The 23363-nt window shown below is 71.4% G+C and carries 23 protein-coding genes; 10 read left to right on the plus strand and 13 right to left on the minus strand.

The genetic code is table 11. The annotated features are described in order from the left end of the window. Nucleotides 1–2: 2 nt before the first annotated feature. The 9 genes from ACTWM8_RS29860 to ACTWM8_RS29900 form a co-directional block, all read right to left on the minus strand. Nucleotides 3–1286 carry an ATP-grasp domain-containing protein gene (locus ACTWM8_RS29860; RefSeq protein WP_446211836.1) on the minus strand — a complete coding sequence of 428 codons (1284 nt, stop codon included), beginning with the start codon at nucleotides 1284–1286 and terminating at the stop codon, nucleotides 3–5. Continuing rightward, entirely contained in the window at nucleotides 1283–2134 is an 852-nt protein-coding gene (locus ACTWM8_RS29865; protein ID WP_446211837.1) for a B3/B4 domain-containing protein, read from the minus strand. The genes ACTWM8_RS29860 and ACTWM8_RS29865 overlap by 4 nt, the downstream gene beginning before the upstream one ends. A 92-nt stretch (nucleotides 2135–2226) precedes the next feature. Next, complete coding sequence (locus tag ACTWM8_RS29870) at nucleotides 2227–3465, minus strand: MFS transporter (protein ID WP_446211838.1); 1239 nt, start codon at nucleotides 3463–3465, stop codon at nucleotides 2227–2229. Continuing rightward, complete coding sequence (locus ACTWM8_RS29875) at nucleotides 3465–4754, minus strand: amidohydrolase family protein (RefSeq protein ID WP_446211839.1); 1290 nt, start codon at nucleotides 4752–4754, stop codon at nucleotides 3465–3467. Before ACTWM8_RS29875 ends, ACTWM8_RS29870 begins: the two co-directional genes overlap by 1 nt. Before the next feature lie 52 nt (nucleotides 4755–4806). Continuing rightward, nucleotides 4807–5454 (minus strand): prephenate dehydratase, encoded by a 648-nt coding sequence (locus ACTWM8_RS29880; protein WP_446211840.1) that lies wholly within the window; start codon nucleotides 5452–5454, stop codon nucleotides 4807–4809. Next, entirely contained in the window at nucleotides 5438–6859 is a 1422-nt protein-coding gene (locus ACTWM8_RS29885) for a phenylacetate--CoA ligase family protein (protein ID WP_446211841.1), read from the minus strand. The genes ACTWM8_RS29880 and ACTWM8_RS29885 overlap by 17 nt, the downstream gene beginning before the upstream one ends. A 60-nt stretch (nucleotides 6860–6919) precedes the next feature. Beyond that, nucleotides 6920–7630, minus strand: a complete 711-nt coding sequence (locus ACTWM8_RS29890; protein ID WP_446211842.1) for an SDR family NAD(P)-dependent oxidoreductase — start codon at nucleotides 7628–7630, stop codon at nucleotides 6920–6922. Nucleotides 7631–7650: 20 nt separating this feature from the next. Further along, nucleotides 7651–8241: an anthranilate synthase component II gene (locus ACTWM8_RS29895; protein ID WP_446211843.1), complete on the minus strand. Its 591-nt coding sequence runs from the start codon at nucleotides 8239–8241 to the stop codon at nucleotides 7651–7653. Next, a complete protein-coding gene (locus tag ACTWM8_RS29900) occupies nucleotides 8238–9701 on the minus strand; it encodes an anthranilate synthase component I family protein (protein ID WP_446211844.1) in 1464 nt (487 codons plus the stop codon). The genes ACTWM8_RS29895 and ACTWM8_RS29900 overlap by 4 nt, the downstream gene beginning before the upstream one ends. Before the next feature lie 422 nt (nucleotides 9702–10123). On the opposite strand from ACTWM8_RS29900, the gene pdxR reads away from it, so the two are divergent. Together pdxR and ACTWM8_RS29910 are read left to right on the plus strand one after the other, a co-directional pair. Further along, nucleotides 10124–11464, plus strand: coding sequence for a MocR-like pyridoxine biosynthesis transcription factor PdxR (pdxR, locus tag ACTWM8_RS29905; RefSeq protein ID WP_446214715.1), 1341 nt, complete (start codon nucleotides 10124–10126; stop codon nucleotides 11462–11464). A 337-nt stretch (nucleotides 11465–11801) separates the two neighbouring features. Next, nucleotides 11802–12236 (plus strand): protealysin inhibitor emfourin, encoded by a 435-nt coding sequence (locus tag ACTWM8_RS29910; RefSeq protein ID WP_446211845.1) that lies wholly within the window; start codon nucleotides 11802–11804, stop codon nucleotides 12234–12236. Nucleotides 12237–12293: 57 nt separating this feature from the next. Here the strand turns inward: ACTWM8_RS29910 and ACTWM8_RS29915 are convergent, their stop codons facing one another. After that, nucleotides 12294–13139, minus strand: coding sequence for an alpha/beta fold hydrolase (locus tag ACTWM8_RS29915; RefSeq protein WP_446211846.1), 846 nt, complete (start codon nucleotides 13137–13139; stop codon nucleotides 12294–12296). Nucleotides 13140–13325: 186 nt separating this feature from the next. Beyond that, nucleotides 13326–13850, minus strand: coding sequence for a hypothetical protein (locus ACTWM8_RS29920; protein ID WP_446211847.1), 525 nt, complete (start codon nucleotides 13848–13850; stop codon nucleotides 13326–13328). A gap of 223 nt (nucleotides 13851–14073) precedes the next feature. Here ACTWM8_RS29920 and ACTWM8_RS29925 point away from each other — a divergent pair, with 223 nt between their 5' ends. Beyond that, complete coding sequence (locus ACTWM8_RS29925; RefSeq protein WP_446211848.1) at nucleotides 14074–15573, plus strand: diguanylate cyclase domain-containing protein; 1500 nt, start codon at nucleotides 14074–14076, stop codon at nucleotides 15571–15573. A 212-nt stretch (nucleotides 15574–15785) separates the two neighbouring features. Further along, nucleotides 15786–17195 (plus strand): hypothetical protein, encoded by a 1410-nt coding sequence (locus ACTWM8_RS29930; protein ID WP_446211849.1) that lies wholly within the window; start codon nucleotides 15786–15788, stop codon nucleotides 17193–17195. Here ACTWM8_RS29930 and ACTWM8_RS29935 read toward each other — a convergent pair. Both ACTWM8_RS29935 and ACTWM8_RS29940 read right to left on the minus strand, forming a co-directional pair. Next, on the minus strand, nucleotides 17192–17563 hold the full coding sequence (locus tag ACTWM8_RS29935) for a DUF6817 domain-containing protein (RefSeq protein WP_446211850.1): 372 nt from the start codon (nucleotides 17561–17563) through the stop codon (nucleotides 17192–17194). The two genes, ACTWM8_RS29930 and ACTWM8_RS29935, sit on opposite strands and share 4 nt — an antisense overlap. Nucleotides 17564–17631: 68 nt before the next feature. Next, nucleotides 17632–18048: a GNAT family N-acetyltransferase gene (locus tag ACTWM8_RS29940; protein WP_446211851.1), complete on the minus strand. Its 417-nt coding sequence runs from the start codon at nucleotides 18046–18048 to the stop codon at nucleotides 17632–17634. 367 nt (nucleotides 18049–18415) lie between these two features. On the opposite strand from ACTWM8_RS29940, the gene ACTWM8_RS29945 reads away from it, so the two are divergent. The 6 genes from ACTWM8_RS29945 (at nucleotide 18416) to ACTWM8_RS29970 (ending at nucleotide 23363) form a co-directional block, all read left to right on the plus strand. Then, on the plus strand, nucleotides 18416–18859 hold the full coding sequence (locus ACTWM8_RS29945; protein ID WP_446211852.1) for a hypothetical protein: 444 nt from the start codon (nucleotides 18416–18418) through the stop codon (nucleotides 18857–18859). 135 nt (nucleotides 18860–18994) lie between these two features. Beyond that, entirely contained in the window at nucleotides 18995–19474 is a 480-nt protein-coding gene (locus tag ACTWM8_RS29950; RefSeq protein ID WP_446211853.1) for a hypothetical protein, read from the plus strand. A 413-nt stretch (nucleotides 19475–19887) separates the two neighbouring features. Next, on the plus strand, nucleotides 19888–20424 hold the full coding sequence (locus ACTWM8_RS29955) for an alpha/beta hydrolase (RefSeq protein ID WP_446211854.1): 537 nt from the start codon (nucleotides 19888–19890) through the stop codon (nucleotides 20422–20424). Between the two features lie 504 nt (nucleotides 20425–20928). Next, entirely contained in the window at nucleotides 20929–21363 is a 435-nt protein-coding gene (locus tag ACTWM8_RS29960) for a hypothetical protein (RefSeq protein WP_446211855.1), read from the plus strand. Nucleotides 21364–21429: 66 nt separating this feature from the next. Beyond that, entirely contained in the window at nucleotides 21430–22182 is a 753-nt protein-coding gene (locus tag ACTWM8_RS29965) for a phosphotransferase (protein ID WP_446211856.1), read from the plus strand. 449 nt (nucleotides 22183–22631) lie between these two features. Beyond that, on the plus strand, nucleotides 22632–23363 hold the full coding sequence (locus ACTWM8_RS29970) for an alpha/beta hydrolase (RefSeq protein ID WP_446211857.1): 732 nt from the start codon (nucleotides 22632–22634) through the stop codon (nucleotides 23361–23363).

Raw genomic sequence — 23363 nt, forward strand, 5'->3', positions numbered from 1 at the left:
GGTCAGGCCGGCCCGGCACTCCCGGGGGTGTCGGTCCCGGCCGGATCGGCGGCCCCGGCCGGGGCGACGTCCACCGGTGCGGTGCGGACCTGGAAGGAGTCCCGGACGGTCTTGAACCGGGCGCGCACGTCGTCGAAGTCCCGCCCCTCGCAGACGTACCAGCCGAGGACGTCGTTGGAGGCGGTCGGCGGGGCGAGCACGTCGCCGACGCTCTTCCACACGTCGGCGTCGAGCACCGAGTCGAGCGCCCGAAGCTCCTCGGCGGTCGTGATCGCGGTGATCCGGCCGTACCGGTCGGAGCACAGGTACTCGGTGCCGATCTCCGGGCCGAGCGTGGCGGCCGGCATGTGCCCGGGGTCGAGCTCCAGGCGGCACCACTCGCCCGCCAGGTTGATCCCCCGCCCGGCCTGGATGGCGGGGACGATCGAGCCACCACCGGCCCGGGCCGCCGCCTCGCCGAACACCACCTCGCCCTCGTCGCGGAGGAAGAACTCCACGTGGGCGACGCCGGTCCGCATCCCGAAGCCGCGCAGCACGGTGCCGTTGGCCGCCAGGATGCGGCGCTCGGCCGGGGTGAGGTCGTGCTTGCGGGAGACCGTGCCGCCGGGCTCGTCCCGGAACTCCAGAATCGAGTACGTGTACCGGGAGAGCTGCTCGAAGACCACCTCGCCGTCGCACAGCAGGGAGTCGACGTGATACTCGACGCCCCGGACGTACTCCTCCACCCGGTAGTCGTGCCGGGCGTCGGCGACCAGCGGCCACACCCGGTCCAGGTCCTCGGCCGAATCGAGCCGGTGGGTGTCCCCGCAGGCCCAGCCGGCGTAGGGCTTGACCACCACCGGGTACCCCACCTCGGCGGCGAACTCGGCCACCGCGCCGACGGTGTCGGGGCGGCACGAGCGGGCGACCGGCACACCCAGCTCGGTGGCCCGGCGGTGCATCACGTTCTTGTCCCGGAAGGTCAGCGCCTGCTCCGGGTCGAGGCCCGGGATGCCGTGGTCCCGCCGGCAGCGCGCGGCGGTCAGGACGTCCCCCTCGAAGAGCGGGAAGATCCGTTCGACCGGGTGCGCGGCGACGATCTCCGCCACCACGGACCGGACGGCCTCGGGGTCGTCGAGGTCCGCCCGGTAGCAGGGCAGTCCGGCGACCTCGGCGGCCGGCTGGCCGGTGGGGATCAACGCGACGGCGGCGACGCCCAGCTCAGCCGCCGCGGCGACCACGCTGCGGAACTGGGCGGCGTAGCGGCCGGCCGCCGGTCGGTAGACGACCAGGATCGAGCGGTTCACGGACGGGTCCTTCCGGGGCTGCCGGCGGGGCTGAGCGACACGCCGCCCAGCTCGCCGGGGGACGGGTCGCCGACCGGGGCGGTGAACAGGACGCCCGTGGCGGCCGCCCGGTCGAGCACCAACTGCTGGCGGGCCGTGGCCGGCGACGCCGCACCGGTCAGCTCGTCGAGCGCGGCGGTGAGCCGGGCCAGCGCGGCCTCGACGTCCGCCCGACCGCCCGGGTGGGTCGCCTCGACGGTGAGCAGCAGCCGGTGCCGACCCAGGTCGGTACGGACCAGGTGGCCCTGCCGCCAGTTCCACCGCCGCGAATGCGCCCGCCCGTCCGCGTCCGCGTAGACGACCTCGCCCAGCTCGGGGCGCTCCGGCTCGTCCGGCGCCCCGAGCGGCAGGTAGGTCTCGGTGCCGTCGGCCGGCCGGACGACGAGGTCGGCGATGCCGGCGACCGCGCACGAGGCCACCGGCAGCGCCGACCCGAGCGAGACGCTGTTGCAGAGGTCGACCAGGGAGTTGATCCGGGGCAGCCGGTCACCCTTGGCCACCCGTCGGGCGATCGACTCGGCGGCGCACGGGAACCGGTTGGGGTTCACCCCCACGGCCCGGTACGCCTCCCGCCACGCGGCGATGCCGGGCAGCTCCGCCACGCCCGCCTTGTCGAGGCCTGCGGTGTGCAGCGCGTCCTCGGCGGCGGTCAGCAGGGCGGCCACCACCGGGTGCTCCGGCACGACCTCCCCCGCCGGTACGGCGATCAGGCCGAGGACGTAGTCCGGTACGGCGGTCAGCACCCGGTCGTCGACGCGGACGGCGAGCCGGTCGGCACCGTCGCTGAGCTGGGTCATCGTGTTCCTCATGGGTCGTCGGACGGTCAGCTCGACCGTATGCAGCGGCCGGCTGCCCGGTTGTGGCCAATCCCGGCGGATCCGGTGAGGCCAATTCCGGGCGGTCAGCGGGGTGACGCGCCGGTGGCGGCCCCGTCGGGAGCCGGTCGGGCCGGTTCCCCGGCGGCACCGACCGGGCGGTCCGGCCGGTTTCCGGTCCGGGCGCCGAGCAGCGCGGTGCCCAGCGCCAGCACGCAGAGCGCCGCGCCGACCGGTCCGAGCAGGTCGAGCGCGTCGACGCCGCCGTGCCGGAGCAGCCGGTTGCCGAGGAAGCCGCCGAGGGCGATGCCGACGAAGGTGGCCGACGAGTTCAGCGACAGCAGCAGCGGCCCGGAGCCCGGCGCGATCGCGAAGAGCCGGTGCTGCTGGGCCGGTTGGGTGGCCATCGCGGTGACGCCCCAGGCGGCCATCGCCAGCCCGGCCGGCACCAGGGCCTGCCGGGTCAGTGGCAGGGTGGCCAGCACCACGGCCAACCCGGCCACCGCGACCAGCAGCACCGGCAGGGCGCCCCACCGGTCGGTGGCCCGGCCTCCCAGCACGGTCCCGGCCACCGCCGGTACGCCGAAGACCAGCAGCAGCACCGCCAGCACCGTGCCGTCGCCGTCGGTCGCCGGGGCCAGCAGCGCCCCGACGTAGGTCAGCGCCAGGTAGCCGCCGGTCATGAAGAGCGCGGTGGTGAGCACCGCCAGCCCGACCCGGGTCTCGCGTACCGGGGCGAGCCGGACGGCCAGCCCCGGCCCGGACGGCAGCCGCAGCGCCGGCAGGCCGACCGCCACCGCCACCGCGCAGGCCGCGCCGACGGCGGCGAGCAGCCAGAAGGTGACCCGCCACTGCAGGTCCGCGGCGACCCAGGTGCCGAACGGCACGCCGACCACGGTGGCCGCGGACAGACCGCCCAGCACCACCGCCATCGCCCGGCCCCGGCGCTCCGGCGGGGCGAGCGCGGCGGCCGAGGCGGAGGCGGCGGGAACGTAGAGCGCCGCGCTGACCGCGGTGAGGACCCGGGCGAGCAGCAGCAGGGGCAGGTCGGGGGCGAGCGCCGAGGCGACGTTGCCCAGGGTGAAGCCGACCAGCGAGATCGCCAGCACGGTGCGCCGTTCGAGCCGGCCGGTCAGCGCACCGAGCACCGGCGCGGCGACGGCGTACGCGAGGGCGAAGACGGTGCTCACCCAGCCGGCCGAGGCGACGCTGACCCGCAGCGTCCGGGCCACCTCGGGAAGCACCCCGGCCACCACGAAGGTGTCGGTGCCGATGGCGAAGGCACCGACCGCGAGCAGCGGGACGACCGGTACCACCCGCCGCATCACGCCACCGCCACGGAGTGCGGGGCGCGGTACCGGCCGGCGTCTCCGGCGACGACCCGACCGCCGAGCAGCACCAGCTCGATCGCCTCGGGCCGGCCCAGCACGGTGATGTCCTCGGCGGGGTCGCCGTCGGTGACCACCAGGTCGGCGAGGCGCCCCGGCTGGACGGTGCCGGCGTCGTCGCCGCGGCCGGCGAGCCGGGCGCCGTTGGCGGTGGCCCAGGTCAGCACCACGGGTGCGGGGATACCGGCCATGGTCACGTACGTCTCCAGTTCCTCGGCGTACTGGCCGTGCGGCGTCCAGGCGAAGCCGAAGTCGTCACCGGCGACGATCGGGATGCCCAGCTCCACCATCAGCGGCAGGATCCGCAGGGTGTTCTCGACCTCGGCGGTGAACTCCAGCGTCTCCAGGTACTCCGGGGTCTTGCCGTACCGGGTGCCGGTGGTGAGCAGCCGGTGCGGCTGGTGCAGGCTCGGCACCACGAAGATGCCCCGCTCGGCGATCGCCTCCAGCGCCGCGTCGTCGGCGTACGTGGCGTGGTCGATGACGTCGACGCCGGCGGCGATGGCGTTGCGGATGCCGGCCAGCCCGCGCGAGTGCGCCCGGATCCGGACCCCCCGCTCGTGTGCCGCCCGGGCGGCGACGACCAGCTCCTCCGCGGTGAAGAGCAGTTCGTGCGAGCGCCCGTTGGGGAAGGTGTCGTCGCCCGTGGAGAAGACCTTGATGATCTCCGCGCCCTGGGCCACCTCGGTGTCGACGTACTCGACCAGCTCCTCCGGCGTGTCGGCGAGACGCATCAGGTCGCTGGGGATCCGCTGCTTGACCGCCGGGTTGCGGCGCTCGGGCGGGCCGGAGACCATCAGGTCCCGGCTGCACGGGGTGATCCGCGGGCCGGGCAGCCGCCCGGCGTCGATCGCCCGGCGCAACGCCATGTCGATGCCGGCCACCGAGCCGGCGCCGACGAAGGCGGTGTAGCCCAGCTTGAGCATGGCGGCCGCGTTGGCGGCGGCGCCCAGGGCCACTTCGGGGACGGTGTGCTTGAACAGGGTCTCCCGGCCGTCGAGCACGTTCAGGTAGGCGATGTGGGTGTGGCCGAGCGTCATGCCCGGCATCACCGTCCGGCCGTCGAGGTCGAGGACCTCCACCTCCGGGTCGTCCAGGGGAGCCTGCGCGTCGGGCAGCACCGCGACGATGCGCTCGCCGGCGAGCAGCACGCTGTGGCGCGGGCGGGAGGCCAGGCCCAGTCCTTCCTGGACGGTGGCCCGGTGCAGCAACGTTCGTCGGGACACGGGGATCGCTCCGGTTCTCTCGGGGTTGGTGCGGGACGAGCCGAGGGTGGGCTCAGCGGTGGCCGAAGAGGGTCCACACGATCTCGGCGCCCGGGCGGCTGGCCACCCATCGCAGCGCGTGCCGGCGTACCCCGGGGGCGTTGGTCACCGCCAGGTCGGCTCCGCCGGCGGCGAGGATCTCGGCGGCGTGCTGGGTGGAGTCGGCGTCGACCCAGCGGACCCGGCGGTCCCGCAACGGCGCGGGCGCGACGTCGGCGAAGATCCGCCGGACCTCCCAGAGGGCGGCCACGCTGACCTCGCCGACGGGCCCGTCCGGCTCGCGGTCCACCCGGGCCGCGATGCCGTACTCCGGGGTGGCCTGCGCGAAGTACGCCTCCAGCCGCAGGTCCCGGTGCCAGTGGAAGCGGGTGAGCCCCTGGTACGCGCTCGGCACCAGGGCCTGGTCCACCCGCCGCTCCACCAGCGCGGCGAGCACCGCGTCGAAGGTGTCGGACAGTTCGATCCGCAGTCCGTGCCGCTCGGCGAGGAACGTGGCGGCGAGGTGGCTGGACGTACCGGGCGGGCCGAGGGTGGCCAGCACCGTGCCGGGCCGTCTCGCCCACCGGTCCGCCAGCCGCCGCCACCGCTGCCCGTACGCCTCGGTGAGCGGTCCGGGCAGCGCGGCAGGGGGTTCGGCGGCGGTGTCAGGTCGTGTAACCACGGTTGCCCGCCATCCGCTGCGCGACCCGGGTCTCGTGGTCGGCGTCGACCCGCCGGTCCACGATCCGGGCGGCCTTCCAGCTCACGAAGGCGCCGGTGCTCACGATCGGATCCAGCCCGTCGCTCAGCTCCACCTCGACCGGTATGCCGAGCGTCGCGGCGGCCCGTCCGCGGACCCCGGCGGCCACCCCGGCCGGGTCGTCGACGAGGTCCTTCAGCAGCTCCAGGCGTACGGTCAACCGGTCGCCGCCGGACGGCTCGTGGTCGATCACCACCTGGTAGCCGGCGGAACCGGTGACCCCGTCGAGCACGGCGGTCTCGACCTGCCCGGCGGTGAAGCGCCGGCCGCCCAGCTCGATCCGGTCGAGGGTCCGGCCGACGAGCTGCACCAGGTCGCCGGCCATCTCGCAGTCGCACTCGGGCGCGTCCACGATCACCGCGTCGCCGGTCCGGTAGCGGATCAGCGGCTTCACCCCGTCGATCAGCATGGTGACGGTGAGCTCGCCGCTGCCGCGCGGGCCGTGCGACTCGCCCGTCTCCGGGTCGACCACCTCGATGAGGTAGTTGGTCTGGGAGAGGTGCATCCGCTTGTTACGGCAGGCGGTGGCGATGACGAACGCCTCCTGCGAGCCGTACAGGATGTTGTAGACGTCGGCGCCCCAGACGGTCTCCAGGTTGCGGGCCAGCGCCGGGGTGCACATCTCCCCGGTGACGAGGAGCAGCTTGACGGCGAAGTCCTCGCGCAGCCGGTAGCCGTGGTGCTCGGCCGCCTTGGCCAGCATCAGCGCGACACCGGGGGTGCAGCAGATGACCTCCAGTTCGAGGTCCTTCATGAGCTGCAACGCCTTGGCGAACCCGATCACCGGGGAGTACGGCCAGATCTTCGCGTTCATCGAGCCGACGTTGCGGGCGACGTCACCGAGGGTGTCCCCGAACGAGTGCACCTCGGTCGGCCCCATCAGCCCGATCCGTGGGGCGTGGTCGCCGAAGTGGTGCCGGAAGATCGACGCCCAGGACTCGGTGACGTGGGCGTTGCTGGCCACCACCTCGCGCCCGTCCCGGGGGCACGGGGTGGCGCGACCGGTGGTGCCGGTCGTCTCGTAGAAGAAGACCGCGTCGGCCAGCGGCCGGCTCAACACGTCGAGCATCTCCTCGCGCAGATGCGTCTTCGTGGTGAACGGCAACCGGTCCAGGGTCTGCGGGGTGACCGCGGACAGGTCGACGCCGGCCAGGTGCCGGGCATAGAACGGCGAGTTCGCGGACACCTGGTCGAGCACCACCCGCAACTGCCGTTCCCGCCAGGCGTCGAGGTCGGCGGCGGCGAGGGTGCGGGCGTAGAAGGCGCGGTGCAGGGTCAGATACTCGGCGGCGAAGTCGGCCGCCGGTCCGGTGGTCGGAAGCCACATGGTCAGGGTCCTCTCCAGGGGTGGCCGCCGCGGTGCGGGCGCGGTGGGCCGTGGCGCAGGTCAGTGCAGGCCGCCGTTGACGTCCAGCACGGTGGCGGTGACGTAGCTGCTGTCCCGGCCGGCCAGCCAGGCGACGGCCGCGGCGATCTCGGCCGGCTCGCCGAACCGGCCCAGCGGGATCCGGGCCCGGTAGTCGTCGCGCCGGCCGGCCGGGATCCGGGCGGCCATCGGGGTGTCGACCAGACCGGGTGCGACCGCGTTGACCCGGATGCCGTGCCCGGACAGCGCCCGGCCGAGGCTGCGGGTGAGCGCGATGACCGCGCCCTTCGAGGCGCCGTACGCGGCGTCCGGGCTGCCGGACTGCCCGCTGATCGAGGCGACGTTGACCACGCTGCCCGGCCGCCCGGCGGCGACCAGGGCGCGGGCGTACGCCTGGGTACAGAAGAACGCGGCGCCCAGATTGACGTCGAGCACCTGCGAGTACGTGGTCGGGTCGTAGTCGAGGAAGTCCCGGGCGTGGTAGACGCCGGCGTTGTTCACCAGCACGTCGGGCAGCCCGTACCGCTCGTGGATCCGCCCGAAGAGCTCCTCCACCTGGCCGGGCACGGCCACGTCGGCGACCAGCGCGACGTGGGCCGACGGGTCGGCGGACTGTTCGACGTCGACGCTGAGCACCCGGTGCCCGGCGCCGGCGAGGGCGGCCGTGACGGCACGGCCGATCCCGCCCGCGCCGCCGGTCACCACGGCGACCGGGGCTGAGTGGTCAGGCATGGCGATCCCCTGTCTGCCGCTCAACCTGCAACGGGCAGCGCCGTCGGGGCGCCGCGCAGGAAGTTGTCGAACAGGCGCAGCCCGTCCTCTGTCATCACGCTCTCCGGGTGGAACTGGACCCCCTCCACCGCGAGGGAGCGGTGGCGCACGCCCATCACGTACCCGTCGTCGGACGCCCGGGCGGTGACCTCCAGCGCGGGCGGCACCGGGTCGTCAACGATGAGCGAGTGGTAGCGGGTGACGGTCAGCGGGGCGACCGCCCCGGAGAAGACCCCTCGGCCGTCGTGATCGACCAGGCTGGTCTTGCCGTGCATCAGGTGCCGGGCGACCGCGATCGTCCCGCCGTAGGCCAGCCCGATCGCCTGGTGGCCGAGGCAGACGCCGAGCAGCGGAACCCGGCCGGCGAAGGCGCGCACCAGCTCGACGTGCCCGGACTCGGCGGGGTGCCCCGGGCCGGGGCCGAGCACCACCGCGTCCGGCCGCAGCGCAGCGAGTTCCTCGTCCGTCCCGGACCGGGAGCGGACCACCACGGTACGGGCGCCGAGGGTGCGTAGGTACTGGTCGATGATGTGGGTGAAGCTGTCGTACGCGTCGACGAGCAGGACCTTCACGGCAGCAGCTCCTCACCGGTCAGGGCCCAGTAGGTGGCGCTCATCTTGGCCAGCGTCTCCCGCCACTCGGCGGCGGGCGTGGAGTCGGCGACCACCCCGGCGGAGGCCTGGGTGCGGTAGCGGCGGCCGTCGTGGACGGCGGTGCGGATGCAGAGCGCGAGCACCGCGAAGCCGCGCACGTCGACCAGGCCGAGCGACCCCGCGTAGACGCCCCGGGGCTCGCCCTCCAGGCCGTCGATGATCTCCATTGCCCGCAGCTTCGGGGCCCCGGTCATGGTGCCGGCCGGAAAGGCGGCGCAGATGGCCGCCCACACGTCGGCGTCGTCGGCGAGTCGACCGGAGACGGTGGAGACCAGGTGGTGCACGTACGCGAACGGTTCGACGTCGAGCATCGCGTCGACCGAGAGCGTCCCCGGCTCGCAGACCCGGCCGATGTCGTTGCGGCACAGGTCGACGAGCATGACGTGCTCGGCCCGTTCCTTCTCGCTGGCCAGCAGCTCCGCCACCCGCCGGCGGTCGGTCTCCGGATCGGCCGCCCGGGCCGCGGTGCCGGCGATCGGACGCATCGACACCCGCCCGTGGTCGATCCGGAGGAACAGCTCCGGGCTCGCCCCGATGACGGTACGGCCCGCCCACGGCACCAGGTACATGTACGGCGAGGGGTTGCGGTGGCGCAGCCGCCGGTAGACCTGGAGCGGGGTGAGGTCGGTCTCGACGTCGATCCGATGGCCGATCTGGATCTGGTAGCTGTCACCGACCTCGATGTGTCGCAGGCACTGCTTCACCCGGGCCGCGAAGGTCTCCTCGTCGAGGTTGTCCCGCACGAGGGTCGGCGGCGGGGCGACCGGCACGTCCCGGTGGTCCTCGGCGAGCCCGGCCACCAGGTCGGCCACCGCGAGCGCGGGCTCGGTCGGCAGGTGCGGGCCGCCGGCGGAGAGCTGCTGGACGGTGCCGGAGCGCAGGTCCCACCAGGCGGTGTGCCGGAAGAGTGCGAGCGTGCAGCGGGGGACGTCGTCGACCGCCCGGTCGACGGAGAGCTCGTCCATGTCCCGCGCGGCCTCGTACGCCAGGGTGGTGAGGAAGCCGAAGGCGAAGCTGTCGGCGGACACCGCGGTCTCGACGGCGAACGACCGCTGCACCGCCCGCAGCGCGGCCCAGACCTGCGCGGGCCCCGACACCGCCCAGCCGCGGGTGTCGCCCCGGCGCCGGACGGGCTCGCCCAGGACGGCCGTGACCACGACGGCGAGGGCGTCGCCGAGCGGACCGGCGGCGGTCAGTTCGAACCGGTCGGCGATGATCCGCAACTCGGCGAGCCGTCCCCAGCCCACCGCCGCGGCGTGCCGGTCCCGGGCCGGGCCGTCCAGGCTCTCGAAGAGGTAGATGTCGTCCGCGGCGCGGTTTTCGGCGAGCGCCGTGTAGAGCGACAATGGATTGATCGATGACAGTGTGACAGATGTCACGCTAATCGGAATAGTGCCCGCCAGGGGCGGGTGCCGATCCGCCAGGGAATGGGAATACCCGGGACGTGCGGCCACCTCGGTTGACAATGAGGACACTGTGGAACCCCCTCTGAACAGCCCGACTCCCGTGCCGCCATCGGCACCGGTCCCGCCGCCCGAAGCAGCAGGTCGGACCTCCCCCGTCCGAAAGGACTCGCACACCCACCCGTACGCCGACGCGACAGGGCATCCGGAGGCGTCCGCATTGGACGACCTCGGAACATGCGCCCCGATTCGCCGGCCGTCGGGTTGTTGCGCGTCCGGGAAACACTTTCGCCAAGTGCAGGTCGCGTTGTCCATACCACTTCGAGGACTGCGGAGAGGACCACTTGGTGTTGCATCTAAGTCTGTCAATAGATGGCCATTCCCGTGTGACATTGGCGGTGCAGCTCCGGGACGCGTTACGCCGGCAGATCGAGGAGGGGGCGCTGCTCCCCGGCACCCGCGTCCCGTCGAGCCGGCAGCTCGCCGTCGACCTCGGCGTGTCCCGGAGTGTGGTGGTCGAGGCGTACGAGCAGCTCGGCGCCGAGGGCTACCTGGTCTCCCAGCGGGGCTCCGGCACCTCCGTCGCGGCGACGGCCCGCACCGAGGTCGGCTCGGCGCTCACCCCGGCGGACCCGGCCCCCGCGAGGGCCCTCCGGGACCTGCGCACCGGCGGCTCCGACGTGTCCGCCTTCCCGCGCCAGGAGTGGATCCGCTGCGTCAGCTCTGTGGTCAGCGCCGCCGGCCAGCGGGAGCTGGGCTACGCGCCGCCGTCCGGGCTGCCGGTGGCCCGGCACACGCTCGCCGGCTACCTGGGTCGGGTACGCGGAGTCCGGACCCGACCCGAACACCTCATGATCACCTCGGGGTTCGCCCAGGGGCTCGCGTTGCTCTGCCGGGTGCTGCGGGACCGGGGCCACGACACGCTGGGCGTGGAGGACCCGGGGCACTCGGGCGAGTGGAAGTTCATCGCGGACGCCGGCCTACGCCCGGTGGGTATCCCAGTCGACCGACGCGGCATCCGGGTCGACGAGCTGGCCCGCAGCGGCGTCCGGGCGGTGCTCACCACCCCGACCAGCCAGTTCCCGACCGGGGTCGCACTCGACCCGGAACGCCGGGCGGAACTGGTCGACTGGGCCCGCTCGGTGGACGGGTACATCGTCGAGGACGACTTCGACGCGGCGTTCGCCGGGCCGTCGCAGCGCATGCCGGCCCTCCAGAGCCTCGCCCCCGACCGGGTGATCTACGCGGGCAGCGCCAGCAAGGTGCTCGCCCCGGCATTGCGGCTCGGCTGGCTCGCCACGCCCACCGAGCTGACCGCGCCGATCGAGCGGCTCCGGGCCGGATGGGACCTCGGCTGCTCCGGTCTCGAACAGCTCGCGTTCGCCCGGCTGGTCGACACCGGCGCCTTCGACCGGCACCTGCGCCGGCTGCGCGCCGAGTTCCAGAAGCGCCGGCAGACGGTACGCCAGCACATCAGCCGCCATCTGCCCGGCGTCACGCTGCTCGGCGGGGACAGCGGACTGCAGGCGTACCTGGTGCTGCCCCGGCGGTGCGCCGAGGAAGAGCTGGTGCAGGCCGCCCGGCGGCGGTCGGTGCTGGTCCGGGGCGGCCGGTTCTACGCCCTGCGGGACGACGACCGTCCACCGGCACTGGTCGTCGGCTACGCCGGGGTACGCGGGGCCGAGCTCGGCCGGGGCCTGGCCGGGATCGCCGCGGCGTACCGCGACGTGATCGGGTGAATTCACCAACGAAGTTTCCGGGGCCGAGGCGGCACCGCCGTTCCCGGTCCGGGCGGTCGACCTGCGAAGCGGCGCGGGCACGCCCTGAACGGGTCGAACCGACGCCGAATGGATCGTTTAAATGCCCTGAAACAATCGCAAAAAATTGCACCGACCGAACCGTCCTCCAGGGGCCTACAGCCCTGGTTCGGTTGTCCCGAACGGTGCTAGAAATGGGGTCGACAAGGAACGGGCGACAGGCTCCACGACAACAGTCGGGGGGCCGGTCCCGGCGTCGGTGACCGCCGACAGGGATCCGCCGGGTTCCACCATTCCCACGAGGAAAGGGGTTCAGCCCATGTCTGCCATGCTGCGCGCCATCTGTCAGGTCATCACGGCATTCTCGCTGCTCACCGGGGTCGGAGTCGCGACGCTCGCCTCCGCCGCACCGGCCCAGGCCGCTTGGAGCGACGCCTACCAGGTGACCCTCACCCGCACCGGTGGAATCGCCGGGGTGAACGAGCAGTCCACCGTTTCCGCCGGCACGGTCCACATCTCCACCGCTGATCTGATGGCGACGGCCGGCTCTTGCGAATTCCGTCGCCTTTCGCCGTCGTATCCGGCGGGCACGGGTGCCGACCGGTTCCGCTACACCGTCAGCGTGACCTACCGCAACGGAATCACGAAGACGGTGTCCACCGAGGATGGCGCGGAGGCGCCCGAGGTGCTGTGGCAGGTGATCGACATGACCCTGCAGATCCGCCGGGACCTCGCGCCCGCGTCGGTGAGCTGATCCCATCGGTGCTTCGGCCGGCCCGTGGCACGCGGGCCGGCCGGGCACGTCATCTGATCACCGAGCGTCTCCCAGGAACCTCTCGGCCGCCGACGCGAAGGCGGCCGGGTCGTCGACCCAGGGAAAGTGCCCCGCCCTCGGCTGCACCAGGACGTCGGCGTGGGCGAACAGGCGGGCCAGCTCCCGCACCGCCGTGACCGTCGGCCAGATGTCGTACTCCCCGGCCACCAGCAGGGTCGGCGCCGGCAGGGCGGCCAGCCGGGCGGGCAGCGCCGGGTCCGGGGTGAAGCCGGCGTAGAAGCCGGCGGTGGCGGGCGCGGAGAACTGGGCCGGCTCGGCGGACGCCTGCGCCCGGGCCGCCGCGTCCCACCGGCCGTACAGCAGGGGGGCGGCGAGCCAGCGGTAGCGCTGCTGCTCCTCTTCGGTGGTGGCGTCGGCGTGCAACGCGGCCACCGCCTCGGCGTACCAGGGTTCGTGGGACCGCTTCGCCAGGACGTCGGCGACGGCGAGGTCCGACTGGAGGTCCACCACCCGCAGTGACGGCGCCACCAGGACGAGGTGGTCCAGCCGCTGTGGGTGCCGGTCCGCGTAGAGCAGGCAGATGCCGCCGCTGGCGGAGTGCCCGAGCAGGTCCATCCGGTCGAGTGCCAGGTGCCGGCGCAGCGCCTCGACGTCGTCCACCAGCCGGTCGACGCGGTAGCTCGCCGGATCGGCGGGGACCTCCGAAGCGCCCGTCCCCCGGTTGTCGAGCAGGACCAACGTCCTGGTCGCGCTCAAGCCGCCCAGCTCGGCCAGGTATTCGACCGCCTGGCCCGGCCCGCCAGGGACGCAGACCAGCGGTGGACCGGAACCCACGCGCCGGTAGGCCAGTTCCGTGCCGTCCGAGGATCGAAAGCGCTGCATGGCGCCCCATCCTGCCACCGACGGCTCGGCGGCTTTCCCGTGATGGGCATCGGCGCTCGACCTGCCGGACGCGGGGTCAGGGCACGCGCGCGGCCGTCATCGGACCGCAGGTCAGTCCGGGCTGGTCAGGCCCCGGCCGCCGCACCGTGGCAGGTCGATTTCCCGTGGGTTGATCCCGGGCCGGGCCTAACGGCTCGGAGTCGCCTTCACGCGCGGGCTTCCCCCGTCACCCGGGCCGGTCAGGACGGCGCCCACGATCCCGACCACCGTGGCGAGCAGGATCGCCCCGACGGCGATCGCCACGGCCGCGAGCATTCCCCGTGGTCCCCGTCCGGTGGGAGCGAGCGGTTGACGGGTGCGGACGACCGGTGCCCCTCGTCGCGCACGGCCTGGTCCGGCCGGGGTCGGCCCGACCTCCGGCGCCGGCTTCCAGGTCGGCGCCGAAGCGGGCGGGTGCACGACCGGCGTCGGCCCGTCGTACGGCTCGGGAGCGGGCGACGGCGCCGGTTCCTCGGAGTACCGGTCGGGAACGTCGACGAACCGGCGGACCAGCGAGGCACCCCGGAGGTCGTGCTCGGCGGCGCAGTGCAGGCAGACGTAGTCGGTCGTCGACCGGCCACAGCGCGGACACAGGCCGGCGGGGTTCAGGGGGTCGTCCCGGTCGGGCAGCGCGTCCCACCCGGGGCGGCTGTCATCGGTGGAACCCGTCACCTCGTCCTCACCGTACGGGCCGGGAGCGGCCGGCGCATCGACGGCGATCCGCTCGCACCGTCCGTCCCGCGCACCGTATCCCGCCGGGTGCGGGGCCGCCATCCGTCAATCCCGCTGGCCGGGACGGTCGAAGCAGACGGTTCAGTGTGGCGAAGGGTGGGCTCGCGTCGGTATAGCGGAACCAGTGGTTGGCGGCCGTCGATCTCCGCCTTACCGTGTTGCCGTGAGCGTGTTCGACGGGATCGACTGGGAAGCGCGCCCGATGGGCCGGTATCGCGGCCTGCACTCGGTGCCGGGCGGTCTCGGCCTGAGCCTCGCCTACCTGACGCTCTGCCTGACCGGCATCACGATCTATCCGTACCTGTCCGCGGCGCAGCGGATGGTCGACTACCTCGTCCTGTCGTTCGCGACGGTTCCCGCTGTGGTGGTCGGGCTGAACCGGACGCCCGCCGGTAGCCGCAAGCCCTTCTGGTTCCTGCTCGCCGCGCTGGTCAGCTTCAACGCCGGCAACGTGGCCTGGTACTGGTACGTCTTCGCGATGCAGTTGCCGAGCGGCGACGGCACGATCGCCGCGATCTTCGCGGCGCTGGCCCAGGTCTTCATGTTCTCCGGAGCGATCACGATCGTCGCGCGGCGCGGTCGTGACGACGTCGGCGGGTTGATCGACAGCACCATCGTGGCGATGGCGGTCGGCGGGGTGATCTGGAGTTTCCTGCTGCTGCCGCACCTGCGGGAGGTCGCCGCCGCGCAGGTGTCGCAGATCGCGACGTGCGTGACGGTCTTCATGCTGACCGGGATCTTCGGTTGCCTGACCCGGCTGCTGCTCACGGCCAGGGAGTTCATTTCGGCGCTGTGGTTCCTGGTCGCGGCGATGGGCTTCTCGCTGGCCGGCGTGATCACCGTAGCGCTGGTGGTCGTACCGGGATCCGGTTCTCGGCCCGCGTACACCGACATGATCTACCTCGCCGGCTACGCGGCGGTGGGGTTGTGCGGGCTCGCCCGGTCGGTGGTACGCCTGCTCCAGCCCGGTCCGGCACCGAAGGACGACCTGAGCAAGGGGCGGCTGGTCTTCCTCGGGCTCGCGCTGTGCGCCATGCCCGCCGTGGGCGCGGCCAGTGAGCTGTCCGGCCGGGACGTCGACACGGCCCTGCTGGCCGTCAGTACGGCCGCGGTGACTCCACTGGTCATGCTCCGGATCTGGGGCGTGTGGTCGGAGCGGGTGCGGGTCCTCCGGTACCAGGCGAGCTTCGACCCCGTCACCAACCTGCCGAACCGTCACGAGTTCGCCAACCGGTTGGACGCCGCGCTCGCGGGCGGTCGCCCGGTGGTCGTGCTCTTCTGTGATCTGGACGGGTTCAAGGCCGTGAACGACCGGTACGGCCACGCCGGCGGTGATCAACTACTAAACCAGGTGGCCGAGCGGCTGGGCCGTTGCCTGCGCCCGGGCGACACGGTGAGCCGCTTCGGCGGCGACGAGTTCGTCGTCCTCTGTGTCGACATGGAGCGCTACGACGCGACGGAGCTGTGCCTGCGCATCGAGACGGCCTTCCGCGAGCCGTTCGCGGTCGACGGAGAACCGGTCATGATCGGAGCGAGCATCGGCATGGTCTGCAACGACCGCGCCGAAAACGGTGAGCAGTTGATCCAGCGGGCGGACGCCGCGATGTACACGGCCAAGCAGGGGCGCCAACAGATCCCCGGCGTACGGACCAGCGTGGCCTGAGACGGGCCGACTCCGGGTGGGTGAAGCCGGTTTGTCGAATGCCATCGGCACTGGGCTTTCGGCGCTGTGCGACGGCAGGAATTGGTGGTGGTCGGCGAGCTCGAGGGGCCCGGTCTCCGCTCCGCAATGACGTGGGGCATCACTTCTCGGCAGCATCCTCTATGCTCCGACGGGTCGCACCGGCGGCGGCGGGGAATTGACCCGCGCGATTCATGGCCGGTCCGACCAATCACATCACCGGAAGTCACCGCGTAAACTCGGAACGTTCGGAGGCCTCAACGTTGGCCCGCCCAAGGACGCGACGATCCGTCGCAATCATCGCGCTCGCGCTCTCACTCGCCGGCGTCGTCTCGATACCGGCCCCCGCCTCGGCCGCGTTCAGCCAACCCCTTTCCATATCACCGGCGGGGTACGACTCCTACGATCAGCAACAGACCTACGACCGGGACGGAGACGCGCTCTTCGTCTGGGTGCGTGAATCCCACACCTATCCGCACCCGCGGTACGTCGAGTTCAAATCCCGCAGCTACAACGGCAGGTGGGGCGCCACGACCGCCCTGTCACCGTCCGGCCAAGCCCCGCACAGCCCGCAGGTCGCGGTCGATGACGACGGCGACGCGATCGTGGCGTGGCGCGCGTTCAACGGCGTCGACAACAGCATCTATGCCCGGAGAATTTCCAAGAGTGGCACGCTCGGACCGCTCATCACGGTGTCGGCGGGCGGAGTTCAGGCCCACGGCACCAACGTCGCCATCGACTCGGACGGCGACGCCGTGGTGACCTGGGCCGAGGGGCACGACGACGGCAGTGTCTTCCCGATGATGCGCCGGTACAGCATGAGCGGGTCCGTGTCGTCGCCGGTGGTGCTCGCGTCGACTCCGGCGTCCGCGGAAACCCCGGCGGTGGCGTACGACCGCGACGGTGACGCCGTTCTCGCCTGGGCCAACGACAACGTCGTGCAGGCCCGCACCCTCGGCGCTGATGGGACCATCAGTGAACTCAAGACCGTGTCCGCGCCCCTCTCGCCGATCGACCGCCACTTTGCTGCCAAGGTGACGGTGGACCGGGACGGCGACGCACTCGTGACCTGGCGCCACTGGAGCGACCAGGGCCAGAGCACGTCGGTCTGGGGTCGCTGGGTGGCCCGCGACGGGACCGTCGGCAACGTCCGTCAGCTGACCCCCGCACTGCACACGGACGTGGTGAACCACTCGGTCGCCGGCGACCTCGACGGCGACATCCTGCTGATCTGGGACCTGTTCTCCACCGGGCACCTGTACGCCGTCACCATCAGCCCCACGCAGACGGTGGGCCAGCCGGTGCTGCTGTCGACCTTCGGCCGTCTGCACTCGGTCCGCCTCGACGACGACGGTGACGGCATCGTGGTCTGGCAGGGGAAGGGCCTCAACAACTCGGTCGGCAGCGTGGAGGCACGTCGCGTGACCCAGTCGGGCACCTTCGGCACCACGGAGGTGATCGTGGGGATCGGTGTCGATCCGACAGTCGCGGTGACCCATGAGGGACGGGCGGCGGTCGCCTGGGAACGGCGGTTCCAAGTCGATCTGCAGATCCAGGTGAGCGTCGACCCCTACTTCGTCACCACTCAGGGAATCCGGTCCTAGACCGTCGTATGGCTGTTGATGGAAAGGGGTCCGGCCGGATGGCCGGGCCCCTTTCGCTGTCCGTAGTCGGCGATACGTGTGAGCCGTACTCCCGCTCTCGCCCGCGACCGGGTGTTACCGGTCCAGGACCCGCTGCGCGTCGCGGGCGATCTGCGGGGAGGTGACCGGTCGAGCAGGGCGAGGTCGAAGCCGTCCGTGCCGTAGACGGCGTGAGTGAGGCCGGCCAGTTGGGTGGCCACGTCAGACCCGAGTGCGGCGAGGCGCTCCTGGACTCGGCACAGGTGTCCGTAGAGCGTGCCGCCCGGGTGGTCGATCGCCTCGGCGCCGCGTCGGCGCAGCCAGCTCCGGGCACCGGCATCAATGCTCATGTGCTGACCGTAGGCAAGCCAGCCTCGGTCGACCGCCCGGAGTTCTGCCTGGTTCGTCACACCAGCGGCTATCTCGGGGTATCGCCCATGGGCTTGGAACACAGCACGTCGGGCATGGGCAGATATCCGAGTGTCTGCCAGAACCTGAGCGCCGCCGTGCTGTCCGGTAGGACCAGTAGGTTCACCCGTGGACATCCCAACGCGGTGAACCGTTCTTCGAGCTCACCGACCAACATGGTGGCGATGCCCCGCCGGCGGTGGGCAGGGTCCACGGCCAGGCGCAGGATCCAGCCGCGGCGCCCGTCGTAGGTACCCAGGACCACGCCCGCAACGGCACCGCCCAGCTCGGCGACCAGGAACAGCTGCGGGTCCCGGGTGAGCTTGGCCGTCAGTTCCTCACGAGGCAGCACGTCCCGCCCCGCCGCGGCCCACAGCGCGGCGACATCGGCGTAGTCGCGCCAGCGGAACTCACGGATGCGGATCAAAGCACGCCTCCTTGTCACTTCGCCGCCGGCCGGTGGAGTGACCGGCATGGTGCGAATCGCGGATGAGAGCGTGGACTGCGGCGGGGTTCGCGGCAACCCGCCACCTTCCGACGACCGCCCGACCGGCAGGCGAAACCCGGGAGGTGTGCATGAATCATCTCCGGTCAATGGTGCGGTGACCCGGGTGAAGGGAGCGGTCGTCATGGTGGTGGCGTTGCCGTTGGCGGGGGTGACGCGGACCTCGGTGGCGTCGGCGGGTAGCAGGGCTGCGTCTCGGCCGGCGCTGCCCCACTTCCGGTGCCGTGGTCGGACCCGTTGCGGTGTCGACCACCATGCGACGCCCAGTCAGCCTCCTATCCTTGCAACTGTGGTCGCCGAATGGACGAGCTCGGATGCCTGGGTGTTCTCTTCGATCGAGGGAACCGGTCCCGATGACGGCTACACACTCACGCAGATCATCGCGAAGGCTGATGGCATCAACCACGCACTCCTGACCGAGGCCGAGTTCATCCAAGCCGTACCCCGCCTGATCGCCGCTGGCCTGATCGGCGCTCAACCAGAGGCCGACCGCTATTGGCACACCGAGGCCGGACGGGCGCTGTATCAGCAGCGGATGAAGGGACGCGGCCTCTTCGGCTGGATGGAGGCGATACCTCCAGCACTACACCGGCTCGGGACGCCTCAAGATACCGCTTGGTCCCTGCCTGCTGGCGTCTTCGACCGCGCGACCCAGGAATGGCACGAGCGGGCCAGGGCGCTCCTGAAACGCCATGGCGGCAGATGCCGAGAACAAGGGAAGGCGTCCAAGTAATGCATATGGACCTGCCTCCACCTTCACACTTCTGGTATCCGGCGGTCAGGTTCGTCCTTCTCTGCCAAGGGTCTACAAGATCCAGGGGGTTCACCCGAGCGAAGCTGTCGCCCTGCGCCGTCGTATTCTGCGCGCGTGAACACGGGCCGCACGATCGCCGCCGTCTCCGTCGGATTGATCGTCGCCGTCCTCGGCGGCTGCGGAGCTCTGGTCATCGCCTGCGCCGGCTTGTGGGCCGTCTTCGGTCCGGTGAACTACTTTGGCTGCGGCACCGAGCGCCCTGGTGGCATCACAGCGGCCGACGTCTCCGGCTTGTACGTGACGGGAGACGGCGGGCGGCTGGAGTTGCGCCCGGACGGCACACTCACCGCCAGCGGTCTGGACAACTCCGACGACTTTGAGTCGCTCCCGCCGCTGTCCGGTCCCGGGACGTGGTCACTTCAACCGTCGGACAACCAGTTCGGGGACATCGACGTGTCCTTCAAGTCTCCGCCTGGGTACAACGGCGGCTACGGCACCTACCTCGACATTTCCGGCAGCCGCACCGCCCCCTGGCTCTACTGGTACGTCGGTGATCCCGACAGCTGTGTCCTCTATCGATTCAACCGGGTCTGATTAATACGCAACCGGCCAACGAGGTCGGTGGACCGTATTGGTAACCGACACGCAGCTGGACGGGGAACACCTGCGATGGGAGGGCGACGACCTGGGCGCCGGGTCTCGCGGGTAATGGCGACCCTTCAGGGGAGCGCGCATCGGTCTGCTCGACTGAGTCAACGCGGACCAGAGCGCTGCCTTGCAAAGACCAAGACTGCTGTCGGCTGGCGTCGACTACTGCCACTGACCTGCTCGTCCCTGTCGGCTCGCGTCCGCCCATGACCGGGCCGTCGGCTGGCTGGGCTGTACGGATGGCCGTACAGCCACACTTCCAGGAAGTGCCGACGCTGCGCTCGGCGTCCGGCCGGGTTTCCTGGCCGGCGGGATCACACTCATCCTGCCCCCATCAGCGTCTAGGTAAGGTCGTCCGCATGGCTGACGCTGTCGTGATTCCCGGCGCCTGGTTCGGACCGGGCGCTCCCCTGCTGATGTATGCCGGCGATGTGGCGGAGCAGCGGGGCGCAACGGTGCACCGATACTCGTGGTCCCAGGAGTTTCCGAAGCCCGATCAGCCAGAAATCGAGAGCTGGGTTGGCGGTGAGATCGCTCCGCTGATCGACACCATTAGCGGTCGCCCACTGCTGATCGGCAAGTCGCTCGGCACGAACGCGGCAGCGATTGCCGCCGAAAGATCCTTGCCCGCCGTGTGGCTCACGCCCTTGCTCACCCTGCCGTGGGTGGCTGATGCGTTGGGCCGCGCGACCGCGCCGTTCCTGCTCGTGGGTGGCACTGCCGACAAGCTGTGGGACGGTGACATCGCCCGCCGGCTGTCGCCCCATGTGCTAGAGGTGGAAGGCGCGGACCACGGTATGTACGTACCCGGCCCGCTTACCGAGTCGATCGCAGTGCTCAGTCAAGTCGTGGTCGCCGTGGAGGAGTTCCTCGACGCGATCGGCTGGCCGAGCTAGGCACCTGGCCCCGCATGGCTGGAATCTAAAAGCGGATCTCCTCGTCGGGCAGTCGCCAGACCGTCCAGCCTCCCCGGATGGGGACAAGGTGGAGCGCCCTCCCGGACAAACGACCTTGGCCCCGTCCGGGGAGGTTGGTAGCCCTTGTGGTGCCCGGCGAGGTGATCCGTGGCGGCATCTCTGAGGAGGGCCGGGGTTCGGGGCGGAGCCCCGAGGTCTTCGTGGTCCTGTCGTCCCAAAGCGTGGCCGGCCGGCCCGGCCGATGCCGGCCGGAGGTCGCCAGCAGGCCGGGGGCTGGCGCGGCCCGCTTTGCGGGCCGCCTTGATTCTTAAGAGGTCAATTCGGCAACCACGTGCGTCCCACCTGTCGTGTCCCGGGAGATGCTTGACGATCGCGTCCCAACTGATGTTTGACATGACCCCCAAGCCCCGCCTTACGGTCTGCGACAGGGGCGCGCGTCGCGGCATGGACAGACGGGTCGGACGATCCACTAACCTCCGGGTCGTGGCAGCCAAAGCAGCGGGAGCATTTCGTCGGACGCCGATCGAACGATCAGACCAGCGCATCGCATGGGAACGGACGGACCAGGCCTTCTTCGCTGCCGGAGCGTGTCACATCCTGGCCTGGGTCTGCCGAGATTCCTACCCAGACCGGCCGATCGAGATAGCCGGGGTGCGCTCCGCGGGCGGCTGGCAGGTCTTCCACGCCTACGCGGTCTGGGATGGCTGGGCGTTCGACCACTCGGGCTGGAATCCCGAGCCGGAATTGCTGGCGGTCAACACAGCCTTCGAAGGCCGCCCGCTGGAGCGCGTCAAGATCACGGACGATCTCGCTGGCTTCTGCGAGACGCACCACTCCCGCATGCCGAACCAGTATTGGCAGGACCCACTCCCCCGTGCTCGCGACTACGTGAGCCGATACACCCCACCTTGGGCGTAGCGCCTCCGGCCTGGCAGCGGTGGCCTTTACAGGCGATGCAGTCTGGACGGCCGTTAGGGTCGCGAGATGGGTCACGGCGGCGAGCATGACGTGGAGCAATCCTTGGCCGGCGGCCGCTTGACGGCTGGTGTGGTCCGGGTTGGAGACACTGTGCGTCGCCCGGCCTCGCCCGCGTCGCGGTTCGTGGCGCGACTGCTGACTCATCTCGCCAAGACGGGCTTCGACGGCTGCCCTAAACACCTGGGATGGGACCAACACGGCCGTCACATCTTGTCGTTCGTGCCCGGCCATGTTCATCCACGATGGCAGCACTTCACCGACGACCAGGTCGGACAGGCAGCGACGCTGCTGCGACAACTGCATGACGCCACGCGAGAGCTGGCGTCCAGCCTCCGGGGTGAGGTGGTCTGCCATCATGACCCCGGTCCGAACAACACGGTCTTTCGTGACGGCCAACCGGTCGCGTTCATCGACTTCGACTTCGCGGCGCCTGGCCACCCGTTAGAGGACGTCGGGTACATGGCGTGGGCCTGGTGCATCTCGTCACGGCCCGACCGGGGACCCGCGACAGAACAAGCCCGCCAGGTGCGGAACCTCGCCGACGCCTACGGCTTGAGCCCGGCCGACCGTGGCCGCCTACCAGCCGCGATCCGCCAGCGCCTACGTCGCAACGAGGCGTTCTGGCGAGACATCCTCGACGACCAGGTGGCCTCCGTCCCGCACGCACGCTCTGCCGAAGTGCTCGCCTGGACCCAACGCGAACTCGCCTACACCGAGGCCAACCAGGAGACGTTCATCGCCGCACTATGTCCGGCGTGAGCGGGTCCCCGGCTCGGTGACCGGCACGATCACTGACGGTGATGCTCGGTCGAAAGATCTAGGTCAGCCGTCAAACACTCCGGCAGGCCACCGGGATGGCGGCCTGGTCTCGGCGGTCTCTCGTGGCCTCAGCTGACCCCTGTTGTCCCCGCCCAATGGCACGGTAATGGCACGCCGGGTGATCGCTGCGGCCGACGGCCGGAAGCGATCGCCGACCCTCGCCTTGCAAGGATCAAGACGACTGTCCGCCGGTGTCGTGTCCGGCCACGGAGCCTCCGCAAAACCCGTTGGCAGACCACGGCGACCACTGCTACCTTTCCGGAGGCCGTGCCAGAGACCGAGGAGGTGGTACCCGTGAACGTATCGACATGGGTGCTCCCCTCTGGGGTCACGGTCGGACGATAGGTCGTCCGGGAGCGCCGTTCAAGAGCACTCCGAAAGGCACGACCTTGCGATTCACTTCCGAACAGCGCCTCGACGACGGTGTCCTCGAGCGCGAATTCACCCTCGGCGACATCCCTGGCATTTTGTGGACGCCCGGATCCGCATCCGTACCGGCGCCGCTGATCCTGGTTGGCCACCCCGGCGGACTGCACATGATGTACCCCCGCCTGGTGGCCCGGGCCCGGCACTCCGCAGCGGAGGGCTTCGCCGCGGCCACCATCGAGCTCCCCGGGAGCGGTGACCGGCCCCGTTCCGCCGCCGCCGAGGAGGCCCGCGCCGACCTGCGCCGGGCGCTGGAGGCCGGCGAGCCGGTCGACAACGAGATCGTCGACCGGCTCGTCCTTCCGCTGGTCGAAAAGGCGGTCCCGGAATGGCGGGCCACCCTGGACGCCCTCCTTTCGCTGCCCGAGATCGGCGGCCCGGTCGGGTACGCGGGAGGCGTGATCGCCATCGGCCTCCGGCTGGCGGTGGTCGAGCCGCGCATCTCGGCCGCCCTTCTGTTCGCCGGGAGTTTCGTGCCCCGCACCATGTTCGAGGAGGCCCGGCAGGTCACCATTCCGCTGCAGGTCCTGCTGCAGTGGGACGACGAAGGAAACGACCGGCAGCTGGCCCTGGACCTGTTCGACGCCTTCGGCTCCAAGGAGAAGACGCTGCACGCCAATATGGGCGGGCACACCGGCGTCCCGCAGTTCGAGGGGGACGACGGGAACCGGTTCTTCGCCCGGCACCTGAAGTGA

It is taken from the genome of Micromonospora sp. IBSANI012 (genome assembly GCF_052814045.1).